This window comes from Amycolatopsis sp. NPDC003861, from assembly GCF_053605405.1.
On record NZ_JBSGJD010000072.1, the window covers coordinates 13,942 to 37,757 of the forward strand.

Here is a 23,816-nt window from a genome sequence, read left to right on the forward strand (position 1 = left end):
AAAAGTCACGTCCGGCGCGGCACGGTGACGACACCGGCCGCCATCTGCGTGGCGAAGGGCCGGTCGAAGCTGTGCGCGCCGTAACAGCATGAGGCGTAGAAGCGACTGGTGCACCGCGGTGCCCCGATCGGCGAAGTCTCCGGCCAGAAGCCGTCCCACGTGTAGTTGTGGCGGCAGGGCGCTCGCGTCACCGTGCCGCCCGCCTCGGTGGCCACCAGGGTGCGGGTGATCGTGTCCGTGTCGTACGGGTGGCCGGTGTTGTTCTCGGCCTGGGCGTAGACGACCGTGAGGCCGGTACGTCCCGGGCCACTGGTGCGCGGGATCGTCAGCGTCCCGCCGTTGCCGAGATAGCCGACGTACGAGCCGCCAGACGCCCAGGCGCCGGTCGCCGTCGCCGCACCGCCCGCGAGCTGCCCCGATTCGGCCTCGACGCGGACCGCGTTCCGGTCGGCCGCGTCGCGGACCTGGGTGAGCGTGCCTGCCACCAGCGGTGTCCGGCCCTCGTTGGACAGGGCGGGCGTGGTAGCTGAAGCGGACGGAACTCGGACTGCCCGTCGAGAAACCGAATTTGGCACTTATTGTTCACCTGATCCGGGCTTTAATTTCCCCCACACGGGTGACTCCATTGGGATGGCAGATGAGCACTGGTCACGCGTCATTTCACTCGTTGAGGTCACGCGAGCCACGTCCTCGCGATGGCACAATCATCAATGCTGTCGAACGGGCCGATCCTCGGCGAAGATGTCACCATAACGAGAAATCGGAAGGCCATGTGCTGGATCACCGCCGTAGGCGTGGTCACCAGGCAGTGCCGGGTTTAAAAGCTCTTACGCATGGTGAATCCCACCGATGGGATCGAACCTTGAGACGAGTCCTGGAACAACAGCGACTCTTTCGCCGTCGCAAATTCCGTATCCCAGTTCGGCCGGGATCCGCGCGAGAACCGGTGGGGAAATGAGAATGGAACAGCCGATCACCCTCGACGTCCACGCCTCCGATGTGCACGCCGAGGGTGCCTGCCTGCGTGAACGGGGGCCGGTCACCCGGATCGAACTGCCCGGTGGCGTTCCAGCCTGGGCCGTCACCGGAAACGCCGTCCTCCGTCGGCTGCTGGCCGACCCCCGGGTGTCCAAGGACGCGTTCCACCACTGGCCCGCGTTCACCAACGGGCAAATCGCCGACGACTGGCCGCTGCGAATCTGGGTGTCGATCCGGAACATGTTCACCGCCTACGGTGCCGACCACCGGCGGCTGCGTTCCCTGACGGCGGCCGCCTTCACGGTCCGCCGCACCGAGGCGCTCCGCCCGAAAGTCGAAGAAATCACCCGGGACCTGCTCGACGCCATCGAGGCAGATTCCAGTGCCGCGTCCGTCGACCTGCGGGCGCGGTACGCCTACCCGCTGCCGATCGAGGTCATCTGCCGGCTGTTCGGCGTCCCGGGCGACAAACAGGCCGGAATCCGCGAAGTAGTGGACGGCTTCTTCGACAGCGCGATCACCGCCGAACAGGCCCAGGCGAACGTGGCGGCGGCATACGCCCTGTTCACCGAACTGATCTCGCAGAAGCGCGCGGCGCCCGCCGACGACCTGACCAGCGCCCTGATCACCGCGCGCGACGACCGGGACGGCGCGCTGACCGAAACCGAGCTCGTCGACACGCTGATGCTGATGATGACCGCCGGTCACGAGACCACGGTGAACCTGCTCGACCACGCCATCACCGCGCTGCTGACCCACCCTGATCAGCTCGCCCTGGTCCGGTCCGGGCGACAGTCCTGGACCGCCGTGGTGGAAGAGACGCTGCGCTGGCAGGCGCCGATCCCGTACACGCCGCTGCGGTACGCGATCGAGGACATCGAGCTGGACGGAACGGTGATCCGCCGCGGCGACGCGATCCTGGTCGGATTCGGCGCCGCCGGGCGCGACCCCGCCCAGCACGGCGACACCGCCGACGAGTTCGACATCACCCGAGCGGCCGCACCACACCTCACCTTCGGTTACGGCGTGCACCACTGCCCCGGCGCGCCGCTGGCCCGGCTCGAAGCCGAGGTGGCGCTCCCGGCGCTGTTCGACCGCTTTCCGGACCTGACCCTCGCCGTGCCGCCGGAGAAACTGACCACCCTGCCCACGTTCCTGTCCAACGGGCACACCAGCCTGCCCGTCCACCTCCGGCCCGCACCTCGCTGACCAGACAGCAGTCTGGGCTCCCACGCTCATCCCCGACCTGCTTCGCATGCCGGAACACGACCTCAGTGCGCTCAAGCACCTCCGACCGACGCCCACGCCTTCGCCTGGCGCCAGCGACGCGAAGACATCGCCGAGTGACCCGGTTGCGAACCCTGGGCCTGATCACCGTCGGCGACGCAGCAGAACAACTGCCGCCGGTCACTCGCTGACCAACGTCCCTGAACATCACAGCTAGGGCCGGTACACGGCGTCCTTGCCGTACAGCGGCTTGGTGAAGCTCGAGATGTAGGTGTGCGAGTCGGCGGCGCCGAGGTTGTAGGTCAGGTACACGCCGTAGCCTTCGTTCACGGTTCGCTGGGCGAGACTGGCGGCGGTGCTGGTGGAGGTCGCCGCGATCTGGACCGCCGCGGGGGAGAGCCCGGATTTGGGAAGGGCGATGTTCGGTACGCCCCAGGTGCCGTAGTACGGATTCCAGGCGTAGTTGAACTTCGAGGTGATGTCGGTACCGCCGTAGGACAACCGCGATGCGGCCGGCCCGATGTTGTACAGCGAGATGAGCTTGGTGGGCATCGCCGCCCGCAGGGCCGTGACGAGGTGGACGAACGAGCTGGCGTTGGGCTGGCCGGTGCCGTTGTTGCCGTACTCGGCGTATTCGTCGTCGAAGTCGATGCCGTCGAGCCCGTACTTGGCCACGGCGTCGGACAGCTGCTTGGCGAAGGCCGCGGCCGCCTGCTGGGACGGGAAGTTGGCGAACCCGGCGCCCTGATGGTTGCCGAGGATCGACAACATGACCTTGATGCCCTTGGCCTGCAGCGGGCGGACCTGGGTGCTCACGTTGTCGAGGACGCGCTGCACGTTCGGGTTGAAGTACAGGTACGCCGACTTCGTCGCGGTGTCGTAGTTGATGTTGGCGGCGAAGATGACGCCGATATCGAACACGTTGCCGCCGTCCTGGGCGAGGGCGTACTTGCCCACGTTCAGCATGCTGTTGCTGTTCACCTCGACGTAGGCCACGGTGATCGGCCCGCTCTTGCGCGGCGCGGCGGACGTACTCGCCGCACTCGTGCCTGTCGTCATGGCCGCCAGGAGGGCGGCGCCTGCCAGCAACGCGGTGATCCGGCCGAGTTTGACCACGATAGCTCAACTCCTGACGAGTGGTTTGAACCACTGTCCATGTATGGGCTTTTCCGGCACCTTGTCAAGAGAAGTGATCAAGCAACGCGATCGGCACCTCGATCGGCCCACGCCGTTCGTCGCATCGACCCACGGCACTTCTCGAATTCTCGTCTCCCGGCCCCGCGCCGGCCGCCTGGGCGGCACTCGACGACCCGGGGATAATAGCGACGATGCACGCCTCGCCGGGCGAAAGACCCGGCCTCAGGTCAGCGGTCACCTCGTCGCCGCGCCACGGCGAGCAGGGTCAGGCCGGCCCCGAGCAGGACCAGCAGCGCGGCCGCCTGGGCGGGCAGCCCGGCGACGCCGGTTCCGGGGAGGCCGCCGGTCGTCGGCGGGCTGCCGGGCGAGCCGGGAGACGGCGCGCCGGCCGAAGTGCTCGACGCGGTCGTCGGCGTCACGGTGGCACCGGTCGTCGTCGCCGAGGTCGAGGTCGAAGCCGAGGTCGAAGCCGAAGTCGAGGCCGAGGTCGAGGTCGGCGTGGAGGACGTGGTTCGCGTGGTCGTTTTCGAACTGGTCGGGGTGACCGGGGTGGTGGTCGGCGGCCGGGGCTCGCAGTGTGCCTCGGCTTCGCCGAGCCGCAACGACGTCAACGGCCCGTCGTACACCGGCTTGCCGTCGTTGTCCTTCAGCGACGCGGTGACGTCGATGTCCAGCCAGGCCCGGGCGTAGCCCTCGCGGCTCTGCGCGGACGGGTCCTGCATCGGCGTCACCACGACCGTCAGCGTGCTCTTGCCGATCTCACGGGCGCCCAGCTGGGCTCCGGTCACGCTCAGCCCGTTCCGGCCCGGCCGCACGGTGTGCCCGAGCACCTCGATCGTGCCGCCGTTCGTGCGGTTGTACGCCAGCGCCCACGGGCCCACCGGCGGCGGTACGCATTCGGCGTAGGAGTCGAGCGAAGCCACCTTGAGGAACGGCTTCCGCCCGAGCTTCACCTCCAGCGCCGTCAGCTGCGCCTGCGCCCAGTTCCTGGCCGGGTCGGCGACGGTCCGGGCCTGCTTGGTGGCGACGCCGATCCTGCGCAGAATCCCGTCGGGGTCGCTGAAGTCCCCGTTGTCGGTCTGTCCGGGACCGGAGGACTCCGCGACGCCGTACCGGCCGGTGTAGGCCTCGAGACCGAGCGCCTCGACCGGCGAAGTCGTCAAGCGGACGAGCACCGCGGAGGCGGGCGCGGAAGTCCGCGCAACCGGGACGACCGCCGGCTCGGCTACCGCGAGCACCGCAACGCCGGCGGAGAGAACCGAGCCGATCAGAACGTGGGCGAGGCGAAACGAAGGCACCGGGTCAACGAAACACAGGTGATCACGCCCGGCGAGCCGGATCGCTGATTCGGGCTTGGTGATCAGCCGAAGGAGTGAGACCGCCGCTCGAACCAGAAGGCGGGCGCTCCCGCCGTGCCGGGTTCGCCCGATCTCTTCGTCGGCGGCGGACACCTCGCTCAACGCACTTCGGAACGCACTCAAGCCCTCTCAGGGGCACGGAAGGCGACCCTGCCGGCCCTCGGTTTGGAGCCGGCAGGGTCTAGATCCGAAGGAGCCCGTACGGGAGATCCGGATCCAAGATCTCCCTACCCGACCGGCAGTAGACGTTGCCGTGGTCCTCACCGTCGCCGGGTGGGTGCTTGGTCATCGTCGCCGTCCATGGTGGTCTCAGTTGAAGCGAGAGTACTTCGGTGCCGACCACCCGCCGGGGAACGAGTGCTCGGTCCGGATCGCTTCGGTGATCCGGAAGACCGTTTCCTGGCCGGTGGCCGGTCCCCCGGCAGGATTCGCGGAGCGGCGCACCTCCGCCGTGCCGGTCAGCTGCAGGGTCGCGCCCGTCTCCCAGTCCGGGAAGAGCAAGCCGGCGCGGGGGTTCACGCCGAGGTTGCCCGCGGTCATCATCATCGCGTTGCCCACGTAGTCCGGCCAGCGCAGCTCGGCCGGTGAGACGACATCGACGAAGCCGGGGTTGCCGCCCTTGTGCGAGACGTCGACCCCACCGTCCACCGCGGTGGCGACGAAGAACGTGTCGGCGGCCGAGACGAGCGCCGCGTCACGCGGATCCAGTGTCCCGGCGCGGGTTGCCGCGGGCTGGAACTCCCCCGGCGCGTCGTCGGGCATGACGCGGGCCTGGATGTATTTGGGGCAGTTGCCGAACGCCTGGTGGACGTCGACTTCACCACCGCCGTCGACGGGCCGCCACCGGCCGTTGATCCGCAACCGCTTGCGCGCCACCAGGTCGATGGCCAGGGTGCCGACGTCGGTCTCGTCCCGCAGGACGTCGGCGAGAGGATCGCCGGCGACCACGCCGGCGGCGGCCCGCAGGGTGTGCGGGCCGGCCGCCGACAGGAAGCCTTCCGGGCCCAGCAGGGTGGTCGCCCAGGGCCGGCCCTCGCGGTCCTGGGCCCCCAGCACCAGCATGCGCTGGTGGGCCAGGAAGTCGAACGCCCCGCGCGGGATGGCGTCGGAGATGATCGGCCGGACCCGCTCGGCCAGCTCGGCCGTTCCGGCCACCCGTTGCGCTTCGAGCTCGCCTGGGTGGAAGGCGAGCCGGTCGATGAGGTCGGCCACGGCGTCAGAAGGTCAGGACCGCGTAGCCGGACTGCACCAGTTCGCGGATGCTCGCGACGCCCGGAGTGCCCGGCGCCTGGTTCTGGCTGACCTGCTTGATGCCCTCCCCCTCGACACCCTCGGTCGCGCCGAAGACGGTCGCGCAGCCGCCCGAGGCCACCGTGGCGACCTGCTTCTTCACCGCGGCGTACAGCTCGTGCGCCGGGTGGGCCGAGTCGGCCAGCACGGCCGGCCAGCGGGTGCCCGCACCCTGGAACAACACCAGCGCTTCCCCACCCTGGGCGAACTCCCACGCGGTGGCCAGGGCGTTGAACACCCGGCCCAGCGCCTCTTCGGTGCTGGTCGACGGGTCGGACAGCACCACGACGGCGGTCTTGCTGCTCATGAACGTGCTCCTCGTTGGTCGGAAGGTCTGCGCCGTCATTTTTACCGTACGTTCGGTAATAAACCAAAGTGGCCCTCGTCACGCCGCTCGGTGAAGTTTTTTACCGTACGTTCGGTAATATGGAACTCGTCATCGACACGCTCACCCCCGCCGCCGCGGGCGTGCTCGCCCTGACCCTCGTCCCCGCCGACGGCCGCGAGCTGCCGCCTTGGCGCCCGGGCGCCCACATCGACGTCACCCTTCCCCACGGCCTGACCCGCCAGTATTCGCTCTGCGGCGACCCTGCGGACCGGTCGAGCTGGCGCATCGCGGTGCGACGCGAAGAGGACTCGCGAGGAGGCTCGGCGTGGCTCCACGACCAGGCCACCGAGGGCATGACGCTGACGGCCGGCACGCCGAGGAACCTCTTCGAGCTGCAGCCGGCGAAGGCCTACGTGTTCGTGGCGGGCGGCATCGGGATCACTCCCCTGCTCCCGATGATCGCCGAGGCCGAGCGCTCGGGTACCCCGTGGACTCTCTGGTACGCGGGCCGGAGCCGGTCATCGATGGCCTTCATCGACGAACTCGCCCGGTACGGCGACCACGTGCACCTCGCGGCAAGCGATGCCGGCGACCGCATCCCGGTCGCCGACGCACTGGGGTCCCTCGACCGCGACGTCGCCGTCTACTGTTGCGGTCCCGCCTCCTTGACCGCGGCGGTGGAGGACGCCTGCGAACCCGGCAGCGTGCACGTCGAGCGCTTCACCGCCGGAACCATCCCGGCGGACGGCAGCTTCGACGTCCACTGCGCACTGTCCGGAGTGGACGTCCGCGTCGAGGACGGCACCACGGTCCTCGACGCGCTGTTGGAAGCGGGGGTCGAGGCGGACTATTCGTGCACGCAGGGGTTCTGCGGCACCTGTGAGACCCGCGTGCTCGAGGGCGTCCCGGACCACCGCGACGACTACCTCGACCACTCCGCGACGCCGGACACGATGATGATCTGCGTGTCCCGCTCCCGCTGCGCGCGGCTGGTGCTCGACATCTAACGCTTCGGCGGCATCAGCACCTTCGGCAGGTCGGCGACGGCCTCCGCGAAGGCGTCGGTCTCGCCCAGCACCCGCGCCAGCACGAGCGCCCCTTCGATGCGCAAGAACGCGTCCCTGGCGGCCTGCGCGGCCTGCTTGGGCGTCCGCCCCGCACGGCGTGACGCGTCGGTCATGGCGTCGACCCACGTCTTCCCGAGCTCGCGGGCGTGGTCGCGCACCTTCGGCGGCGTCCCGGCCAGCGTCATGGTGTCGAGCACGCACGACAGCGCTCCCGCGCCGTAGAAGTCACCGAGCCGGCGAGCGGTCTCCTTGATGCCCTTAACGACGTCGGAGTCCTCGCGCATCGGGGCCAGGATCCACAGGAACCGCTCCCCCACCGCGGTCAGGACCGCGTCGGCGATCTCCTCCTTCCCCGCCGGGAACCGGTGGTAGAGGCTCGCCCGCTGCAGCCCGGTCGCGGCGGAAAGGTCACCGATCGCGGTGCCGTCGAAGCCCTTCTCGCGGAACACGGAGACCAGGAGGTCGAGCAGCTGGGCCTCATCGATGGAGGGAGGACGTGCCATGCCCCCACTTTACCGAACTTTCGGTAAAGAAGTGTCACCGCGTCTGGACGACGGCGTCCAGGTAGTCGTCGATGGCCCGCAGGTTCTTCTGCAGGCCATCGAGGCGCTCGGCCATCCGGGCCCGCTCCTGCCGCACACGGTCCACGAAGTCCGGTGCCGGGTAACAGGAATTCGCCGCCTCGGCCAGACACGGCAGCACGGCCCGGATGATCTCGGTCGTCAGGCCCGCGTCCAGCAGGCTGCGGATCTGCCGCACCCGCTCGACCTGCGGCTCCTCATAGGACCGGTAGCCGTTCTCCTCGCGCCTCGGCTCGATCAGGCCCTGCTGCTCGTAGTACCGCAGCAACCGGGCGGAAACCCCGGTCCGCTCCGCCAGCTCTTTGATCCGCATCACACCTCCCGGCAGGCCGCTTGCTCTCACACTGGTGTCAAGGTTCGAGTCTAAACACGTGACCACCGAACAAATCAACGTTCCCCGCACGTCACCGGCGGAACGGCTGCCACTCCCCCCGCTGATCGCGCTCTTCACCGCCGGGTTGATCACCACCCTCACCGAGGCGCTGCCGGCCGGTGTCCTGCCGCAGATGAGCCGCGCACTGGAGGTGTCCGAATCCGTGGCCGGCCAGACGGTGACGATCTATGCGGTCGCGACCCTGCTGACGGCGATCCCCGTGACGCTGGCCACCGCGTCGTGGCCGCGGCGCCACTTGTTCCTGACCGCCCTCGCCGGGTTCGTGCTCGCCAACCTCGTGACCGCCGTCTCCCTCGACTTCACCACCACCCTCGCGGCCCGGTTCGTCGCGGGCGCGTCTTCGGGCGTGGTCTGGAGCCTGCTCGGCGGGTACGCGGCACGGCTGGTCGGCCCCGGCCTGAAGGGCCGCGCGATGGCCTTCGCCATGGCCGGCACTCCCGTGGCCCTCTCCCTCGGCGTCCCCGTCGGGGCGTACCTCGGCAAGGCCGTCGGCTGGCAGCTCACGTTCGGCGCCGTCACCGCGCTGACCGCGCTGCTGATGCTCTGGACCGGGTGGACACTGCCGAACTTCCCCGGCCGGACGGCCGAGGACCGGATCCCGCTGCGGCGCGTTCTCCGGCTGCGCGGCCTCCGCACCGTCCTGGTCGTGACGGGCACGTTCGTGCTCGCGCACACCATCCTCTACACCTACATCGCGCCGATCCTCGGCGACGTCGGGCTGGCCGGCCAGGTCCAGTGGATCCTCCTCGACTTCGGCATCGCCTCGATCGCGAGCATCTGGCTGACCGGCGTGCTGATCGACCGGTACCACCGCCGGCTCGTCATCGTCAGCACCCTGCTCTTCACCGTGGCCGCGGCCGTGCTGGCCGTGGCGGCCGCCCACCCGGTCGTCGGCTACGCCACGGTCGCGGCCTGGGGCCTCTCGTTCGGCGGCGCGGCCACCCTGCTGCAGTCGGCACTGATGCGGGCGGCGGGCACACACGCCGACGTGGCCCAGTCGTCCATGGTGACCACCTGGAACCTCGGCATCGGCCTGGGCGGCCTGGCCGGCGGCGCGCTCCTCGCCGGGTTCGGCTCCGGCTCCCTGATGATCGCCGCCGTCGTGCTCCTGGTACCGACCGCGCTTGTCGTGCTCTTCGCCCGCGGCCACGCCTTCCCAGCGCGCTGAAATCGCAGCGCGCCGGCCTGAACCCCTACCTAGGATCGTGACATGAACAGCGACATCGATTTCTACTTCGACCCGATCTGCCCCTTCGCGTGGATGACGAGCAAGTGGGTTCGCCTGGTCCAGGCGCAGCGCGACTACACCGTCGACTGGCGGTTCATCTCGCTGCGCCTGATCAACGCCCACCTCGACTACGACACGCACTTCCCGCCGGAGTACCCCGCCCAGCACACCGCGGGCCTGCGGCTGCTGCGGGTGGCCTCGGCAGTCCGGGAACAGCACGGCCGTGAAGCGGTCGGCCCGCTGTACGCCGCTCTTGGCGCGCGCATCTTCGAAGCCGGCCCCGACGAGGGCAAGACCCCGGGCTGGCAAGGCACTCCCGGCCTCGCCGCCGACGCCCTCGCCGAGGCCGGCCTGTCGACCTCGCTCGCCGACGCGCTCGACGACACCTCGCGCGACGCAGAGATCCAGGTGGAGTCCGACGAGGCGCTCTCGCTGACGGGCAGGGACGTCGGCACGCCGATCATCCACTTCGAACCGCCGCACGGCGTCGCGTTCTTCGGGCCCGTGATCAGCCGGCTGCCCGACGGGGAGCAGGCCGGGCAATTGTGGGACCACGTCGTCGGCCTCGCCCGGTTCCCCGGCTTCGCCGAACTGAAGCGCAGCTTGCGTGAACGTCCCCAGCTACCGTCCTTCGGCGTTACGGCGCAGGAGCCGGGCATCACCGAAGACTGGCACGCAGGGAGCCGCCGGCTCAAGAACTAGTCCGTCGACATCGCATTGGCGTCCCATCGGTTTCCGCAGCGGGACTTCCGCGGAAGTCCACGGACCGTCTGCGACGGCGCCGCCTGCGACGGTTCACGGCAGGCGGCGCCGTCGTCTCGACCGGTCAGGTGCCGGGGGTGACGGGGGTCTTCGACACCCCCTTCCCGCCGGTGGCGGTGTTCGATGCGCCGATCACGTTCGGCTTCTTCTGGGACACGCAGTCGCTCTGGTTGGTCGAGTTGATGCCCCAGCCCGACTTGTTCGTCACCACGAAGGTGTTCTTGGTGAACGTGTTGCCGCAGCCGGTTTTCTCCCACACGTTGTGGGTCTGGATCCCGTCGAGGTAGCCGTTGCTGATCTTGTTGCCGGTGATGGTGTAGTTGTCGCCCTTGACGTCGATGGTCGAGTCGGCCGAGTTCTGGTTCTTCTCGCCCGTGCCGTCGAGGGTGTTGCCGGAGATCAGGCCGTCGTGGGTGCCTTCCTTGATGTCGATGGCCTCGGCGGCGACGCCGGGGCCGATCTTGTTGTCGAGCACCTGGATGTAGTTGCCGCCATCGGGCGACTGGCCGCCGTTGGCGCCGTAGCACTCCCAGTTACTGTTGGCCGAGCCGAGGTAGACGCCCTCGCCGTAGCCGGGTTGTTCCTTGCCGGTGTTGGTGATGGTGGAGTTCTTGATGACGCCGTAGGCGCTGCTCTTGCGGAAGTGCACGCCCTCGGCGCCGATGTCGTGCACGCTGACGCCGTCGATGGTGACGTGCTGGGCGCCGTCGAGCACGATGCCCTTCTTCGAGTCCTTGACCGTGAACCCCGTGAGGTTCCAGTAGCTCGCGCCCTGCAGCCAGAGGCCGTACCCGGTCTGCCCCGACGGGCAGTCGGTGTCACCGGGATTGAACAACGGGTCGTGCAGCACGGCCTTCGCGCTGCCGGTCAGGGTGATCGGCGCGGACGCGGTGCCGGGCTTGGTCGCCACGAACGCGCCGCTGTAGTCGCCGTCGGCCAGCTTGATCGTGTCACCCGGCTTGGCCGCGGACAGCGCCGCGGAGAGCTGGGCGGCCGTGGAGACGGTGATCGTTGTCGCCGCGGGGTGCACGAGCTGCCCGACCAGGGACAGCGCTGCGAGTGCCTTGATCATCGGATGGCCCCTTTCAGCCGATGTTCTTCAGGAACAGGGATTTCGCCGTGCTGGTCTTCGTGTCGTCGACGCCGTGACCGTTCGTGTAGTCTTTCTGCTCGTTGTGGGCCCAGTCCACGATCGGTTTGCCGCCCACGTCCAGGTGGTGGAACTTGGAGCCGTCCCAGCCGAACTGGTAGATCTTCGCGTGGTCGGCGTAGTACGGCGTGAACGCCGCGCCCGCGGTGATCTGCTTGGTCATGGTGTTGTGGAAGAAGACGTTGCGGGGACCAGAAGAGCCGGACCACTTGACCGCCTTCTGCCCGGTCGACCAGTAGATCGGGAACCACGTCGAGTCGTCCGGTGCGTCGCCGCCCTCGTCACCGCAGTGGGCCGTGCAGTTGCCCGACCGGTGGGCGTAGGACACCTTGTTCGTGTTGTTCTCGAACAGGTTGTTGCGCTCGTAGCCGCCGTGGATGTTGAAGTCGGAGTCGATGTCGTTGCCGATCACCACGTTGCCCGAGGCCGACCACTGGAAGGTGAAGTGCCGGAGGTCGCGGGTGGTGTTGCCCACGTAGAGCGAGTCCCAGACGCGGGAGCCGCGGAAGTAGCCGTTGCCGCCCTTGCCCTTGTTCCACGAGCCGTCCAGCTCGTTGTTCACGATCTGCAGGTTCTTGGCTTCCTCGGTGACGATCGGGTGCGAGCCGGTCATCGTCGCGTGCGTGTTGCGGACCCAGGAGTTGGCGGCCCACTTGAACACGATGCCCTGCATGGCCAGCGAGGGCGCGAGGTTGCCGTAGTTGTCCTTGGCCTGCGCCTCGGTGATGCCCGGCGGGGCCACCTGACCGTAGGTGAAGTCCTCGAAGCCGACCCCGACGACCGGATCGACGATCGGCGACGCCTTCGACGCGTAGACGCTGCCGTCGATGGCGGGCGAACCGTCCGAAGTGGAATCGACCGGGACGTCGTACTCGAGCGGCTTGTCGATCGACACCGTGTGGTTCTTGGTGTCGATCGCGGTGATGGTGAACCACTGCTGGCGCATGTGCAGGTTCTCCAGTGGCCACGTCGTCGGGTACGCGCTCATCGACTTGTAGAAGTTGATCGAGTTCGCCGCGCGGATGTTGATGAAGCCGCCGACCTTCATGCTCGTCGTCTTGGCGCTGGTGGCCAGGTAGACGGTCTTGTCCCCGGTCCGCGCGGCGAAGCCCTTGTCACCGGGCTTCTCGCGCAGCTTCGCACCGGCCTTCCAGTGCACGTTGATCGTGCCCTCGAAGATGTCCTTCCGGTTGGCCGGCGCGGACTTGTACTCACTGGCGTAGCTCGGGTCGACGCCGCGCGACTGCACGCGGAAGAGGCCGCGGCCCGGCCACAGCCAGCCGCCGGACGCGTCCCCGTAGTTCATGTTCTTCTGGTCCCACTGGTCGCCGTCCGGCGTGAGCACGTCGTACTCGGTGTTCTTGTCCGGGGCGTAGACGAACTTCGTCTTGTCCACGCCGGCGCCGCGCAGGATCAGGTAGTTCGCGTCGACGTGGATCTCGTGGGTGACGTTCAGCGTGCCGGCCGGGAAGGTGATCAGGCTGAGCTTGGTGTAGCTGCCCGACGGCGAACAGGACGAGTGGATCTTGTCGATGGCGGCCTGGATGCCGGCCGTGTCGTCGACCCCGTCATCGGGCTTGACCTTGTAGGTGCTCGCGAGCTGGGCCGCGGTGATCCGGCAGCTCGCGCTGGGGTTCACGGCGTCGGCGCCGGGCAGGTTCACCCCGCCGCGGAACCCGGCCTTGCTCCAGTCGTACAACCCGGGCACCGGGGCCGCCCGGTTGCCCGCCGACGTGTCCAATGTGGTCAGTGCACCCGGGCCGGGCGCGGCGACCGCGACCGGCCCGAAGCCGGTCACCGCGACCGGCCCGAAGCCGGTCACCGCGACGCACGCGGCGGCGACGGCCGTCAGGGCCGCAGCTTTTTTGTTGCGCGACAAAGAAACCTCCGAGATTCAGGGAACAGATCGGTTCGGGGCTCCGGCTCGGCGCGACACAGGGAAGCCGCGGCCGGCGTGATTTCGGCGTCGTTCACAGTGCGCCGGGATCGCCTATCTGGACAAGACTCCTCCGTAGCTGGGCTGGCTGGGGCCAGGACTGCTTGAAGGCGGCGGTGCGCCGACCATACCCCCGTAAGTTCACTTAGTAAAGTAACCTTCCGAACGCGCTGGGTACCCGGCGCACACTTGACAGCGGGACACCCGCGGATCATCCTGAGCCCAATCGGAAAGAAACTTTCCTAATAAACGCGGACCGCGCAGCCCGCCACCCGCCCAGGGCCGTCGCGCCACGCGTTGCGTCGTCTTCCCTCCCGTCATCGCGGGGCAGCCTCCGCTGCCGCCGCGCCAAGGAGCACGCATGCGCACCCGCGCCACCACCACACCGTTGCCGCCCGAGCCGTCCCGGATCCGCCGCCTCCGGGACCGGCTGCCGGAGTGCGGCTACCCCCGCGGCGCGGGGGCCGCCTCGGCCACGGCCTTCGTCGTGCTCTGCCTGCTCGCGGGAGCCTGCCTGCTCGGCCTGGTCCCGGCCGGTCCGGCCGGCGACGGCGTTCCGGCGGGCGTCGCGGCGGCCCAGCGGCAAGACGCCGAAGCCCTCGCCAAGGCGGTCGGCGGCGCCGCCGCCTCCGCCGCACGGGATCTGCAGCTGGTCGGCGATTCACCCGGGTTCGACGGTCCTGACCCGGTGCCGGTGCTGAGCACGCTGAGCTCGGCCCATCCCGCGTGGCGCGGAGCCGCCCTGCTCGACGCCACCACCCGCAGGCTGCTGGCCGCCTGGGGCGAACCGATCGCCGTCGACGCGCTGGCCGACGCCGATCTCGGCCACCCGGCCACGCGCGTGCGAGTCCAGCCCGAAGGAGCCTCTTCGCTGCTCAACGCGACTCCGCTGACCGCGGGCCGGGCGCTGGTGGTGGCCATCGGCCTGCGTCTGGCCGCACCACCGGGCGACGGGCCCCGCCGGCACGTGCGGCTGGTGGCGAACGGAGGCGCCGTGCTGGCCGACGCCGGTGCGGACCTGGCGGCCGGCGCGCCGGTCCGCGGCCTGCTCGACGCGGCGGCGAACGCGGCTCCGGCCGGATCCGGTGTGCTCACCGCCCCCGAGCCCGGCCCGGCGGTCGCCGTGGTGGCCTACGCCCCGGTCGGCGCCGAGCTCGGGCTCGCCGTGGTCACCGCGACCTGGCTGCCGTCCGGCAGCCCGGCGCCGGCGCGGTGGCGGGGCCTGGTTCCGGCAGCCGTCCTCGCGCTGCTCGCGGCGGGGAGCACCGTCGTGCTGCGCCGCGGGCTGGTCTCCCCGATCCGCAGGCTGCGGACCGGCGCGCTCGCCGTCGCCGCCGAAGCCGCCGCGGAGCCGGTGCCCGAGACCGGGCCCGCCGAAGTCCGCCGGATCGCCCGGGCGTTCGAGCAGTGCCGACGCCGGCGCCTGACCCTGCCCCCGCCGACCCGCCCCGGGCGCCGCGGCGTGCCCGCCCGGCTGCTGGTCGGCCTGGTGACCGTGTCCCTGCTGGGCTGGTCCGCCGGGGTCTTGGGCACCCTCGGCCGCTCGACCGCCCCCGCGTCGGCCGCGCTCGTCGCCGAGCACGGCCTGCGAGCGACGCGCGCGGCGGACGCGGTCCGGACCGACCTCAACGGCGGCCTGACCCGGCTGCGCGCCGCGGCACGGCTGAACGCCGGCCAGCCGACGACCGCGCTCGGCCGCCTGCTCGCGCAGCTGGCCGCCGCCTCCTCCTTCCGCAGCGTCTACGTCGTGGGTGGCGACGGTGTGGTGGCCCAGCGCGCCGGCCGCGAACCGCTGCGCGACGGGCCGCTGCCACCGTCCGCCCAGCCCGACGGCCTGCGCCAGCACAACACCGCGGGCCGGATCCCCGTCGTGTACGCCTACGCCGGACTGGGGGGAAGCCGCACGCTCGTCGGCGAGTTCGACATCGCGCGGCTGCCGCTCGCCGCCGCGGGCGAGCACGTCCGGGTCGTCGACGACGACGACCGCACGCTCGTCGACACCCAGGGCTACCTGGCCTTCAGCCGGCTCACCGATCCCGCGCTGCGCGCCGCGACGGCCGCCGTCCGCGCCGGGCACCCCTTCACCGGCCCGGGCGACGACGCGGTGGTGGCCGCCCGGAGCGTCGCGGACAGCGGCCCCGCGGCCGCGCTGCACTGGGTCGTCGTGGCCGAACGGCCCGGGAGCGCCGACGACGTGGTCCGGGACCGTGCGCGGGCCGCGGCGATCCTCGTCGCGGTGCTGGCGCTCCTGTTCGGCTCGTGGCACGAGCTCGTCCTGATCCGCCCGTTGCGCCGGGTCACCGCGGCGGCGGAACGCGTCGCGGCCGGGGAAGCCACCGAAGCCGTCTACCCGCAGCGCCAGGACGAGATCGGCACGCTGGCGTGCTGCCTCGAGATCTGCCGGCGTGGGCTCGCCGAGGACACGCGGCGGAGCGATGAAGAGCAGGAGCAGCTCGCCGGAATGCGGGCCTGACATGACTTTCCTCTACGTGTCGCTGGTCCTCGCGGCGGCGGCGATGCTGCTCGCCGGCCTCGCCGAACAACGCCGGCACTACCGGCACCTGCACAGCATCCCGGCGCGCGTGCTCGTCAACGGCATCCGCGGCAAGTCCTCCATCACCCGGCTGTGCGCGGGTGCGCTGCGCGGCGGCGGGCTGGTCACCACGGCCAAGACCACCGGCACCGCGGCCCGGTTCATCCACCCGGACGGCAGTGAAGAACCGGTCTACCGCAAGTTCGGCATCGCCAACGTCGTCGAGCAGATCGGCATCGTCCGCCGCGCCGCCGCTTACCGGCCGGACGCCCTGGTCATCGAGTGCATGGCCGTCCTGCCCGAGCTGCAGGAGATCAACCAGAGCAAGCTGATCCGCTCCACCATCGGCGTGCTCTGCAACGTCCGCGAAGACCACCTCACCGAGATGGGGCCGACGCTCGACGACGTCGCCCGGTCGCTGTCGCGGTCGATGCCGGTCGGCGGGATCTGCCTGACCGCGGAGAAGGACCGGCTGCCCATCCTCCGGGAGGAGGCCGCCAAGCGGGGCTGCGCCCTCGTCTCGGTCGACCCCGCATCGGTCACCGACGCGGAGATGCGCGGCTTCCACTGGATCACCTTCAAGGAGAACGTCGCGATCGCGCTGGCCGTCGCGAGCCTGCTCGGTGTCGATCGGCAGCCGGCGCTCGAGGGCATGTGGGCCGCGCCGCCGGACCCCGGCGTGCTCCAGGTGCACCAGTACCGCGCCGGGCGCCGCCACCTGCGGTTCGCGAACGTCTTCGCGGCGAACGACCCCGAATCGACGGTGCTGAACATCGACCAGCTCCGTGCCCAGGGCGCGATCACCGACCCGCTGCACGTGATCATCAACTGCCGGCCCGACCGCGTCGAACGCAACGGCCAGATGGGGGCGCTGATCCCCCGCATCGCGCCCGAACGCGTCGTGCTGATCGGCGAACCGACGCGCAGCGCCCGCGCCGCGATCCCGAACGAGTGGCACGACCGGGTCGTCGACCTCGGCGGTTCGCGCCCGCCGCGGGACCTGCTGCGCGGGATCGTCGGCGGCGTCGAGCAGCAGGCGTCGCTGGTCGCCATCGGCAACATCCACGGTCAGGGAGAACTGCTCATCCAGGAACTCGCGAAACTGGAACCGGTGGCCTGATGCTCACCACCTCTCTGGCCCCCGAGGTCGCCACGATCGGGCTCGCCATCGGCCTGCTGCTGTCGCTGATCTGCTACCTGACCACCAACCTGTCCCCCGGTGGCATGATCACGCCGGGCTGGATCGCCCTCACCATGGTCGAGGACTACCGGCGCGCGGCGATCATCGTGCTGATGACGGCACTGACCTTCGTCGGCACGAAAGCGTTGCAACGCATGGTCATCCTCTACGGAAAGCGGCTGTTCGCCGCGGTCGTGCTGCTCGGCGTCGTGCTCCAGACGACGTTGCTGATCGTCCTCCAGGCCGACTTCCCGCTGCTGTTCGTGCACCAGACGCTCGGGTTCGTGGTGCCCGGCCTGGTCGCCTACCAGCTGATCCGGCAGAAGCCCGTGGCCACGATGCTGGCCACCGGCGGGGTCAGCCTGGCCTGTTACGCGGTGCTGATCAGCGGCGTGCTGGTCGGCCTGGTCCCGTCGACGTGAAAGGCAGCCGCATGCGGTTCAGGGTGTTCGTGTTCGCCGTGGTGATCGCGGTGGCGGGCACGGCGTCGGCGCTGAGCGCCCGCCGGCCGCACACCCCGGCGACGGTCGGTGTCGTGGCGGCATCGCCGGGCGCCGGACCGGACGACCGGAGGTTCGAGCGGCTCACCGATCCGCCGCGAACGGTGATCACGACCGGCCGCGGCGCCGTCGTGGCGACGCTGACCGACGGGGCGCGGACGGCCGTCCTGAACGGGCCGGTCCGGTCCCTGCGCGATCCGCGGTCCCCGGAAGCCGTGGTGACCACGACGGCTTGGGTCCGGCTGGCTCCGCAGCCCTGGTCGGCGGGAGCCGAACGGGCCGGGTGGTTCGGGCCGTGGCTGGCCGCCGTGGCCGGCAGCACGGCGCCGGACGTGCTCGCGGCCGGGCTGGAATACGTCGACGGCGCTCCGACGGTGCACGACGGCCGGGGTGCCCGGATCGCGGGGGACGCGGCCTTCGGCGAGCACGCCGACTACGACGACTACCTGGGAGACCGCCGGCGTTCTCCGGCCGGCGCGGTGGACAGCGCGGGCTTCGTCCGCCTGGTCTACGGTTTTCGCGAAGGATTCCCGTTGCACGGCGCCGGTTCCGCGCTGCCGAGAACGGCCAGGGCGATGTCGGCACGCGGCCCGGGCGTCGGCATCGCCGTCACCGGCTGTTCGTTTCTCCAACCGGGCGACCTGGTGTTCTCCGGCCGTCCGAAGACGCCGGGTCCGGTGACCCGCGTCGGCATCTACCTGGGCCGGGACGGAGCAGGCCGCCACTGGACGCTGGCCAGCCGCCGCGTCACCGCGGGGCCGGGTTTCGGCGCCGTTCCGTGCGGCGACGATCCCTCCGCGCAGCCGTTCGCCGCCGCGAGGCGGTTGTGAACCGGCGACGCGCCTTCGGCGTGAGCACCGCGCTCGCGATCGTGGCCGCCATCCTGGTCGCCGGCCGTGCCGCGGCACCGCCCCCGCCGCCGGAGTCCGATGTGGACAGGGTGGTCGAGGAGTTCACCGGCGCACTGTCCGAGGACCAGGAGTACCGCCCGCCCACGCCGGCCGAACAAGGCGCCGCCGCAACGGGGTTCGCCGAGGCCCTCGACCACCACGTGCCACGCGAACTCACCGAACTCGGCTTCTCGGTGCGCAACGGCGTCGACGCGGCGACCCACCGGCCGTTCACCGCGATCGTCGACGAGCCCGGCGCCGGCCGTGCCTGGGGCATGTACGTCATCGACCGCTCGGCACCGCCGTCGCTGGCGGTCGAGGTGCCGCACCCGGCCTCCGACCTGCGGACCGAGCGGTTCGGGGTGGACCTGTTCCGCCGCGTGCCGGGCTCGGTGCTCCTGGTGGCCGGGGCCCACCGCCGGGCCGGCGGCGGAGCGGCCGACGTCGCCCACCGGCCGGACACGGTGTTCCAGGCCGTCGCCGCGGTGCTGGTGACCCGCCGGCTGCCCCAGCTCCAGTTCCACGGCTTCCACGATCGCACCCTGCCGTCGGCGGACGTAGTGCTCTCGCCCGGCTCTTCCCCACCCGGCGACGCGACCCGCCGCGCCGCCGCACGGCTCACCGCGGAACGATTCGCGGTCTGCCGCGCCTGGACCGAACGCTGTGAAGGCCTGGAAGCCACCACGAACGTCCAAGGCCGTCTGGCGGCCGCCGGCGGCACCGCGTTCCTGCACGTGGAGATGAGCCGGACCGTCCGGGAGTCCCCGGAGCGCCGAGCGGATCTCATCCACGCCCTCCTCGAACCCGAACCGGCCGCGCGCCGGCCACCGGGCGCACCGCGCTGACGACTCGCTTCACGCACTACCAGGCCGAACCGACCATCGCCGCCATCACGGCTCGTCGGGCAAAAGGACAATCTCGGCCGAGATCGTCTCGACCGCAGGACATCGACCAACGCGCGGCGGGCCGCCAGTCTCGATTTCGTCGGCTGCCATCCTCGGACGGAGTCGGGTCAGTCCTTCGCCGCCGCCCATGTCCCCTCCGGAGTGATCCGCCGGAAGGCCGGGTTCCCCACGTGGGCGGCCGCGATCGCGATGTCCTCGCGCTGAGCCGTGGCCAGCACGGATGCGCGACTCTGCCGTGCTTTGCCGGGGTCGGTGTCCATCGCGAACCGGATGGCTTCGTCGCCGAGGTGCCCTGGGTGGCTGACGAGGTCCCCGACGAACCAGAGCCGCTCGCCTCGCGATTCCAGGGCCACGACGTAGCTGCCCGGCGTGTGCCCTGGTGTGCGCACGGCCCGGATGCCGGGTAGCACCTCGACGTCGTCGCCGTCGTAACTTCGCAGGATACCGGCCTTCTCGGCCGCTTCGAGGATCGCGCGCGCCGGGTCGGCCGGATCGGCGTTCACCACGAGCGGCTCCCAGTCGGCCGCGCCGTAGTACACCGTCGCGTGCGGGAAGAACGGTACGCCGCCGGCGACGAGCCAGCCGATGTGGTCCAGGTGCAGGTGGGTGAGCAGGACGGTGGTGACGTCGCCGGGCGCCACACCGGCCTCGGCCAGCGATTCCGGCAGCTTGCCGGTGTCGAGCAGGTGCCGGGGTGGGTTCGCCAATCCGTCGGCGTCGGCCATCTCCGAAGGGAAGGGGAACTGCGCGGCGCCCGCGCCGGCGTCGACGAGCGCGATGCCGTGCGGTCCCCGGACCAGGTAGGCGCCGATCGGGATCTCGCGAGTGCCCGTCTCGTCGAGCAGGTCCGAGCAGTCGGTGCCCGGGTGGACCGACGGCGGCAGATGACTGACCCCGTCCTCGATCGCGACGACGGTGAACTCTCCGACGGTCAAGCTTTCGGCCATGGTGAACGACCTCCTTTTCTGTCTCCCGCCGACAATAGCGCAGTCACTGACACTTTGTCGTCGACTGACACAAGTTGTAGGCTGGTTCACATGGAGAAGAAAGGTGTCCGCGAGCGGGTCCGCGAAGCGGTGCAGGCCGAACTCGCCCAGGCCGCGATCGAACTGTTCGCCCAGCGCGGTTTCGCGGAGACGACGGTCGAGGCGATCGCCGCCCGGGCCGGCGTCTCCGAGCGCACGTTCTTCCGCCACTTCGGCGCCAAGGAAGACCCGGTGCTGCAGCCGATCGAGCGGCTGAGCGCCGCCGCCGCGGCGCGCCTGGCCGGACGGCTCGCCGAAGAGCCGCCGGTGCCCGCTTTGCGCGCGGCGCTCGGTGTGGCTGTGGAGTTCGTCGAGCGGGACCCGTCCGCGATGCGCACCATCCTGCAGCTGAATGCGGCCAACCCGGGATTGCGTGGCCGCCACCTGGAAAAGCAGGCCGAGTGGGTGGACGGCCTGGCCGCGGTCATGGCCACGCGCCTGGGAATGCCGCTGGGCGCCCCTGCGGCCCGCCTGCCCTGCGCGGTCGTGATGGCCGCCTACGAAAAGGCGCTGACGCTGTGCGCCGCCGAGGACCGCCTCGCCGACGTCGCTGAGGAGTTCGACGCGGCACTGGCCGAGGTGGGCGCGCTGTTCGAAGCATGACGCCGACCTCGGCCAGTGCGTCAGGGGGGCAAGACCGGCTTAGCCCTGCCTGAGCGCAGCCAAGATCGGCACTACGGCGCCGGTCGGGACACCAGCGCCCAGGGGCAGCCAAATCCGGCGAAACTGCGGACGGTACTTGTGGTCACAGCACCACGCGGGCGTCTCGGCGCAGCGGTCATGCGGCGACTGCTTCGCCGACGCATGCTCGTCGACGTCCCACCAGTGCCTGTGTCGGCGACGTCCGCGTGACGGGCAGTTGAAGGCCTTCGCCGGGTTCGCGGGGCCCGGCGAGGATCCGGCCGGGGACCGTAGATGGCGGCGCCGCCGGATTGGGTGGCCGGCCACGCGCGTTGCTCGTCGTCGACGATGTCCATAGCTTGCGGCGCTTGCCGACGATCTCGCCGCGCTCGCCGCGGAACGCCTGGGTGTTGTAGAGGGTTCCCGGGCGCCCGGGCATGGCTTTGAACCGGGCTGCCACCGGAAGCCAGAGTGGACCACAAGCCCCAGCGGCGCCATGTCCGCAACTCCGACGGCCTTGCCCGCGCTCGCCGCCTCAAGGTCGCCACCACGCACGAGGGCGTCGACGGGCTCGTGCGGCTCGACGAGTTCGCCGACGTCCGGTACGTCTTCGACGCCACCTCGGCGGGCGCGCACCGCCACCACGACGAGGTTCTGCGCGGCCCCGGCAGCACCGTTCTCCGCGGACGGCGGCGCCGACGACCAGCACGTCGTCACGCCGCTGCAGGCGTCACCGGCGCGCAGCGAGGCGCCGGTCGAGACCGTCACGCTCATCCCCGTGGGCGTCGCGCGGCTGCGGATCACGTCGTTTCCGACGGCGGACCCGAACCGCCACCCGTGGTCGCCCGGCGGCGAAGGAGCGGGTTTCCGGATCGTGAACCGCAACTCCGGCAAGGTGCCGGGGGGCGTCCAGGTGTCTAGGTGTCCACTGTGGACACAGTGCGCGGGGTGGTGCAGTTCGGCGACACGGGCACCGCCGGCCACCTCTGGTGGCTGCGTCAGCCGGCCTGCGAGTTCCCGCGACAGAACTGAGTCTCAGCGCGGGCTGCGCCGGCTCCGGTAGGCCGCGACGCTGGCTCGGTGCGCGCAGGCACGGGTGCAGAACTGCTTGGAACCGTTGCGCGAGAGGTCCACGAAGGTGCCCCGGCAGTTCGGCCCGGCACACGCGCCGAGGCGAGCCGGACCGAGCGTGGCGATCACCGCGGCCAGTGCGCTGAGCGTGTACGCGGCCAAGTGCGCCGAGCACCGGTCGGTGTCGGAGACCACCTCGGTCCACCATCGGTCGTGATCATGTCGCAGCACCGGTGTGGCGCGGCTGTCACGCAAGCCGTCGTTGATCAGGGCTGCTGCTTCGGCCGCGTCGTCTCTTGCTCGTTCCAACACAGCACGTACCGTTTCGCGCAGCGCGCGGACCTCCACCAAGTCGGCGCGGGTGAGACGCCGGCGTGGAAGGCTTTCCCGGTTCAGGGCCGCATCGGCCGGGAACCGGACATCGAGGAAGTCCCGGAGTTGCTCGACGGTTTCGAGCGTGTCCTCGCCTTTGACCGGTTTCAAGGTGTTGGCAAGATCGACAGCCGCCTGGACCGCCGACGTGCTGTAACACGCATCAGTCATTTGACGCGTCTCCTCTCCGCCTTATAACGTGACACCCATTAGAAAGTTTACGTGTAACACGATACTCGAGAGGAATGACGGTGCCGCAGCCGATCCCGTCTGGAGGTGCCCTCAGCGACCGCTCGGGACACCCGCCGGACGGGCGCCGGCTGGGGCTGGTCTTGGGCATGCTGGTGCTGCCGATGTACGTGGCCCTGGGAGCGCCGTCGGTGGCGCTGCCCACCATCGGCCGTGCGCTCGGGGTGCCGTTCGGGGCCACGGCGTGGATCCTCGCCGCGTGGTCGCTGACTTCCGCGGTCGCGATGCCGGTCGCGGGCCGGCTGCTGGCGCGGTGGAATGCGTTGCGGGTACTCGTCGTCGGCGTCACGGCGCTCGCCGCCGGCTCGGTGCTCGCCGGAGCCGGCCCGACACTGCCGGTCGTGATCGCCGGCCGGCTGATCGGCGGCGCCGGAGCGGGCGCGACTGTGATCGCCGTCTTCGCTGCGGCCACCGCCCTTCCCGGCCGGGAACGCAGCCGCGCGCTCGGCACCATCGCCGCGGCCGGCGCGACGGCGTCCGCGTGCGGCACCCTGCTCGGCGGAGCGGTGACCGCGTGGCTGGGGTGGCGTGCCGTGCTGGCGATCCCGGTTCTCGCACTGCCTCTGCTGCCGGCCGCGTTGCCGAGCAGGCGCGCCTTGACCCAGCCACGAGACAGCGAGCGGGACGGCGGGTTCGACGTCCTCGGCGCCGCCGCGCTGTCGGTCCTCGCCGGTTCGCTGATCACGGTGCTGCAGGCGCACTCGGTCGGCCTGCCCGCTCCGGTCACCCTCATCGTCGCGGCCACCGGAGTGCTCGCCGGGCTCGGACTGTGGTGGCACGTGCGGCGCGTGCCCGGCGGGTTCGTACCCCGGCGGGTCATCACCGCCCGCGGCTTCCCCGCCACCGGGCTCATCGGCGGGACGATCTTCGCCGGCTACTACGGGGTGCTGTTCCTCGCCCCGTCCCTGATCGAGCAGGCCACCGGCGGTGGCGCCCTCGAAGCCGGCGCGATCCTCGTCCCGGCCGCCGCCTGCTCGGTGCCGGCCGGGCGGCTGGCCGGCGCACTGGCCGCCCGGTTCAGCGGGTGGCAGGCG

General features: G+C 70.7%; 22 protein-coding genes. 11 read left to right on the top strand and 11 right to left on the bottom strand.

Features of this window, described 5'->3' with window-relative positions; translation table 11 throughout:
* Positions 1-5 precede the first annotated feature (5 nt).
* Positions 6-485: a hypothetical protein gene (locus ACWEVN_RS19585; RefSeq protein ID WP_452052168.1), complete on the bottom strand. Its 480-nt coding sequence runs from the start codon at positions 483-485 to the stop codon at positions 6-8.
* Positions 486-960: 475 nt separating this feature from the next.
* Here ACWEVN_RS19585 and ACWEVN_RS19590 point away from each other — a divergent pair, with 475 nt between their 5' ends.
* Complete coding sequence (locus tag ACWEVN_RS19590; protein WP_452052169.1) at positions 961-2,187, top strand: cytochrome P450 family protein; 1,227 nt, start codon at positions 961-963, stop codon at positions 2,185-2,187.
* 231 nt (positions 2,188-2,418) lie between these two features.
* Here ACWEVN_RS19590 and ACWEVN_RS19595 read toward each other — a convergent pair whose 3' ends face one another.
* From ACWEVN_RS19595 to ACWEVN_RS19610, 4 genes are all read right to left on the bottom strand, one after another.
* On the bottom strand, positions 2,419-3,321 hold the full coding sequence (locus ACWEVN_RS19595) for an endo-beta-N-acetylglucosaminidase H (protein WP_452052170.1): 903 nt from the start codon (positions 3,319-3,321) through the stop codon (positions 2,419-2,421).
* A 248-nt stretch (positions 3,322-3,569) separates the two neighbouring features.
* Positions 3,570-4,640: a hypothetical protein gene (locus ACWEVN_RS19600; RefSeq protein ID WP_452052171.1), complete on the bottom strand. Its 1,071-nt coding sequence runs from the start codon at positions 4,638-4,640 to the stop codon at positions 3,570-3,572.
* 369 nt (positions 4,641-5,009) lie between these two features.
* Positions 5,010-5,912, bottom strand: a complete 903-nt coding sequence (locus ACWEVN_RS19605) for a pyridoxamine 5'-phosphate oxidase family protein (protein ID WP_452052172.1) — start codon at positions 5,910-5,912, stop codon at positions 5,010-5,012.
* A 4-nt stretch (positions 5,913-5,916) separates the two neighbouring features.
* Entirely contained in the window at positions 5,917-6,297 is a 381-nt protein-coding gene (locus ACWEVN_RS19610; protein ID WP_452052173.1) for a hypothetical protein, read from the bottom strand.
* 119 nt (positions 6,298-6,416) lie between these two features.
* On the opposite strand from ACWEVN_RS19610, the gene ACWEVN_RS19615 reads away from it, so the two are divergent.
* Complete coding sequence (locus ACWEVN_RS19615; protein ID WP_452052174.1) at positions 6,417-7,325, top strand: PDR/VanB family oxidoreductase; 909 nt, start codon at positions 6,417-6,419, stop codon at positions 7,323-7,325.
* On the opposite strand, the gene ACWEVN_RS19620 is transcribed toward ACWEVN_RS19615, so the two are convergent.
* Both ACWEVN_RS19620 and ACWEVN_RS19625 read right to left on the bottom strand, forming a co-directional pair.
* Positions 7,322-7,888: a TetR/AcrR family transcriptional regulator gene (locus tag ACWEVN_RS19620; protein ID WP_452052175.1), complete on the bottom strand. Its 567-nt coding sequence runs from the start codon at positions 7,886-7,888 to the stop codon at positions 7,322-7,324. The two genes, ACWEVN_RS19615 and ACWEVN_RS19620, sit on opposite strands and share 4 nt — an antisense overlap.
* 34 nt (positions 7,889-7,922) lie before the next feature.
* Positions 7,923-8,279: a MerR family transcriptional regulator gene (locus ACWEVN_RS19625; RefSeq protein ID WP_452052176.1), complete on the bottom strand. Its 357-nt coding sequence runs from the start codon at positions 8,277-8,279 to the stop codon at positions 7,923-7,925.
* 58 nt (positions 8,280-8,337) lie between these two features.
* Here ACWEVN_RS19625 and ACWEVN_RS19630 point away from each other — a divergent pair, with 58 nt between their 5' ends.
* Both ACWEVN_RS19630 and ACWEVN_RS19635 read left to right on the top strand, forming a co-directional pair.
* The gene (locus ACWEVN_RS19630) at positions 8,338-9,528 is read left to right on the top strand and encodes an MFS transporter (protein WP_452052177.1); all 1,191 of its coding nucleotides are present in this window, start codon (positions 8,338-8,340) and stop codon (positions 9,526-9,528) included.
* A 42-nt stretch (positions 9,529-9,570) separates the two neighbouring features.
* Positions 9,571-10,290, top strand: a complete 720-nt coding sequence (locus ACWEVN_RS19635) for a mycothiol-dependent nitroreductase Rv2466c family protein (RefSeq protein WP_452052178.1) — start codon at positions 9,571-9,573, stop codon at positions 10,288-10,290.
* Between the two features lie 124 nt (positions 10,291-10,414).
* Here the strand turns inward: ACWEVN_RS19635 and ACWEVN_RS19640 are convergent, their stop codons facing one another.
* On the bottom strand, positions 10,415-11,422 hold the full coding sequence (locus tag ACWEVN_RS19640) for a right-handed parallel beta-helix repeat-containing protein (protein WP_452052179.1): 1,008 nt from the start codon (positions 11,420-11,422) through the stop codon (positions 10,415-10,417).
* Positions 11,423-11,435: 13 nt separating this feature from the next.
* Complete coding sequence (locus tag ACWEVN_RS19645) at positions 11,436-13,379, bottom strand: hypothetical protein (protein WP_452052180.1); 1,944 nt, start codon at positions 13,377-13,379, stop codon at positions 11,436-11,438.
* Positions 13,380-13,797: 418 nt separating this feature from the next.
* Here ACWEVN_RS19645 and ACWEVN_RS19650 point away from each other — a divergent pair, with 418 nt between their 5' ends.
* The 5 genes from ACWEVN_RS19650 to ACWEVN_RS19670 are packed head-to-tail and all read left to right on the top strand — an operon-like array spanning position 13,798 to position 19,384.
* A complete protein-coding gene (locus ACWEVN_RS19650; protein WP_452052181.1) occupies positions 13,798-15,909 on the top strand; it encodes a HAMP domain-containing protein in 2,112 nt (703 codons plus the stop codon).
* A 1-nt stretch (position 15,910) separates the two neighbouring features.
* Positions 15,911-17,089: a poly-gamma-glutamate synthase PgsB gene (gene pgsB, locus ACWEVN_RS19655; RefSeq protein WP_452052182.1), complete on the top strand. Its 1,179-nt coding sequence runs from the start codon at positions 15,911-15,913 to the stop codon at positions 17,087-17,089.
* Positions 17,089-17,571, top strand: a complete 483-nt coding sequence (locus ACWEVN_RS19660) for a poly-gamma-glutamate biosynthesis protein PgsC/CapC (RefSeq protein ID WP_452052183.1) — start codon at positions 17,089-17,091, stop codon at positions 17,569-17,571. The genes pgsB and ACWEVN_RS19660 overlap by 1 nt, the downstream gene beginning before the upstream one ends.
* A gap of 11 nt (positions 17,572-17,582) precedes the next feature.
* Positions 17,583-18,479 carry a hypothetical protein gene (locus ACWEVN_RS19665; protein ID WP_452052184.1) on the top strand — a complete coding sequence of 299 codons (897 nt, stop codon included), beginning with the start codon at positions 17,583-17,585 and terminating at the stop codon, positions 18,477-18,479.
* 20 nt (positions 18,480-18,499) lie between these two features.
* Entirely contained in the window at positions 18,500-19,384 is an 885-nt protein-coding gene (locus tag ACWEVN_RS19670) for a hypothetical protein (protein WP_452052185.1), read from the top strand.
* Positions 19,385-19,551: 167 nt separating this feature from the next.
* Here the strand turns inward: ACWEVN_RS19670 and ACWEVN_RS19675 are convergent, their stop codons facing one another.
* A complete protein-coding gene (locus tag ACWEVN_RS19675) occupies positions 19,552-20,391 on the bottom strand; it encodes an MBL fold metallo-hydrolase (protein WP_452052186.1) in 840 nt (279 codons plus the stop codon).
* Positions 20,392-20,481: 90 nt separating this feature from the next.
* Between ACWEVN_RS19675 and ACWEVN_RS19680 the strand changes: the two genes are divergently transcribed.
* On the top strand, positions 20,482-21,072 hold the full coding sequence (locus ACWEVN_RS19680) for a TetR family transcriptional regulator (protein WP_452052187.1): 591 nt from the start codon (positions 20,482-20,484) through the stop codon (positions 21,070-21,072).
* Positions 21,073-22,125: 1,053 nt separating this feature from the next.
* Here the strand turns inward: ACWEVN_RS19680 and ACWEVN_RS19685 are convergent.
* Entirely contained in the window at positions 22,126-22,704 is a 579-nt protein-coding gene (locus ACWEVN_RS19685; protein WP_452052188.1) for a CGNR zinc finger domain-containing protein, read from the bottom strand.
* Between the two features lie 80 nt (positions 22,705-22,784).
* On the opposite strand from ACWEVN_RS19685, the gene ACWEVN_RS19690 reads away from it, so the two are divergent.
* Positions 22,785-23,816 (top strand): MFS transporter (locus ACWEVN_RS19690; RefSeq protein WP_452052189.1); only part of this gene is annotated, 1,032 nt, incomplete at its 3' end.

What these genes read in the sequence shown, in the direction of transcription:
- ACWEVN_RS19625 (WP_452052176.1), bottom strand. Translation starts at nt 8,279, where the DNA reads ATGCGGATCAAAGAGCTGGCGGAGCGGACCGGGGTTTCCGCCCGGTTG.
- ACWEVN_RS19610 (WP_452052173.1), bottom strand. Translation starts at nt 6,297, where the DNA reads ATGAGCAGCAAGACCGCCGTCGTGGTGCTGTCCGACCCGTCGACCAGC.
- ACWEVN_RS19590 (WP_452052169.1), top strand. Translation starts at nt 961, where the DNA reads ATGGAACAGCCGATCACCCTCGACGTCCACGCCTCCGATGTGCACGCC.
- ACWEVN_RS19615 (WP_452052174.1), top strand. Translation starts at nt 6,417, where the DNA reads ATGGAACTCGTCATCGACACGCTCACCCCCGCCGCCGCGGGCGTGCTC.
- ACWEVN_RS19660 (WP_452052183.1), top strand. Translation starts at nt 17,089, where the DNA reads ATGCTCACCACCTCTCTGGCCCCCGAGGTCGCCACGATCGGGCTCGCC.
- ACWEVN_RS19665 (WP_452052184.1), top strand. Translation starts at nt 17,583, where the DNA reads ATGCGGTTCAGGGTGTTCGTGTTCGCCGTGGTGATCGCGGTGGCGGGC.
- ACWEVN_RS19675 (WP_452052186.1), bottom strand. Translation starts at nt 20,391, where the DNA reads ATGGCCGAAAGCTTGACCGTCGGAGAGTTCACCGTCGTCGCGATCGAG.
- ACWEVN_RS19640 (WP_452052179.1), bottom strand. Translation starts at nt 11,422, where the DNA reads ATGATCAAGGCACTCGCAGCGCTGTCCCTGGTCGGGCAGCTCGTGCAC.
- ACWEVN_RS19635 (WP_452052178.1), top strand. Translation starts at nt 9,571, where the DNA reads ATGAACAGCGACATCGATTTCTACTTCGACCCGATCTGCCCCTTCGCG.
- ACWEVN_RS19685 (WP_452052188.1), bottom strand. Translation starts at nt 22,704, where the DNA reads ATGACTGATGCGTGTTACAGCACGTCGGCGGTCCAGGCGGCTGTCGAT.
- ACWEVN_RS19650 (WP_452052181.1), top strand. Translation starts at nt 13,798, where the DNA reads ATGCGCACCCGCGCCACCACCACACCGTTGCCGCCCGAGCCGTCCCGG.
- ACWEVN_RS19620 (WP_452052175.1), bottom strand. Translation starts at nt 7,888, where the DNA reads ATGGCACGTCCTCCCTCCATCGATGAGGCCCAGCTGCTCGACCTCCTG.
- ACWEVN_RS19680 (WP_452052187.1), top strand. Translation starts at nt 20,482, where the DNA reads ATGGAGAAGAAAGGTGTCCGCGAGCGGGTCCGCGAAGCGGTGCAGGCC.
- pgsB (WP_452052182.1), top strand. Translation starts at nt 15,911, where the DNA reads ATGACTTTCCTCTACGTGTCGCTGGTCCTCGCGGCGGCGGCGATGCTG.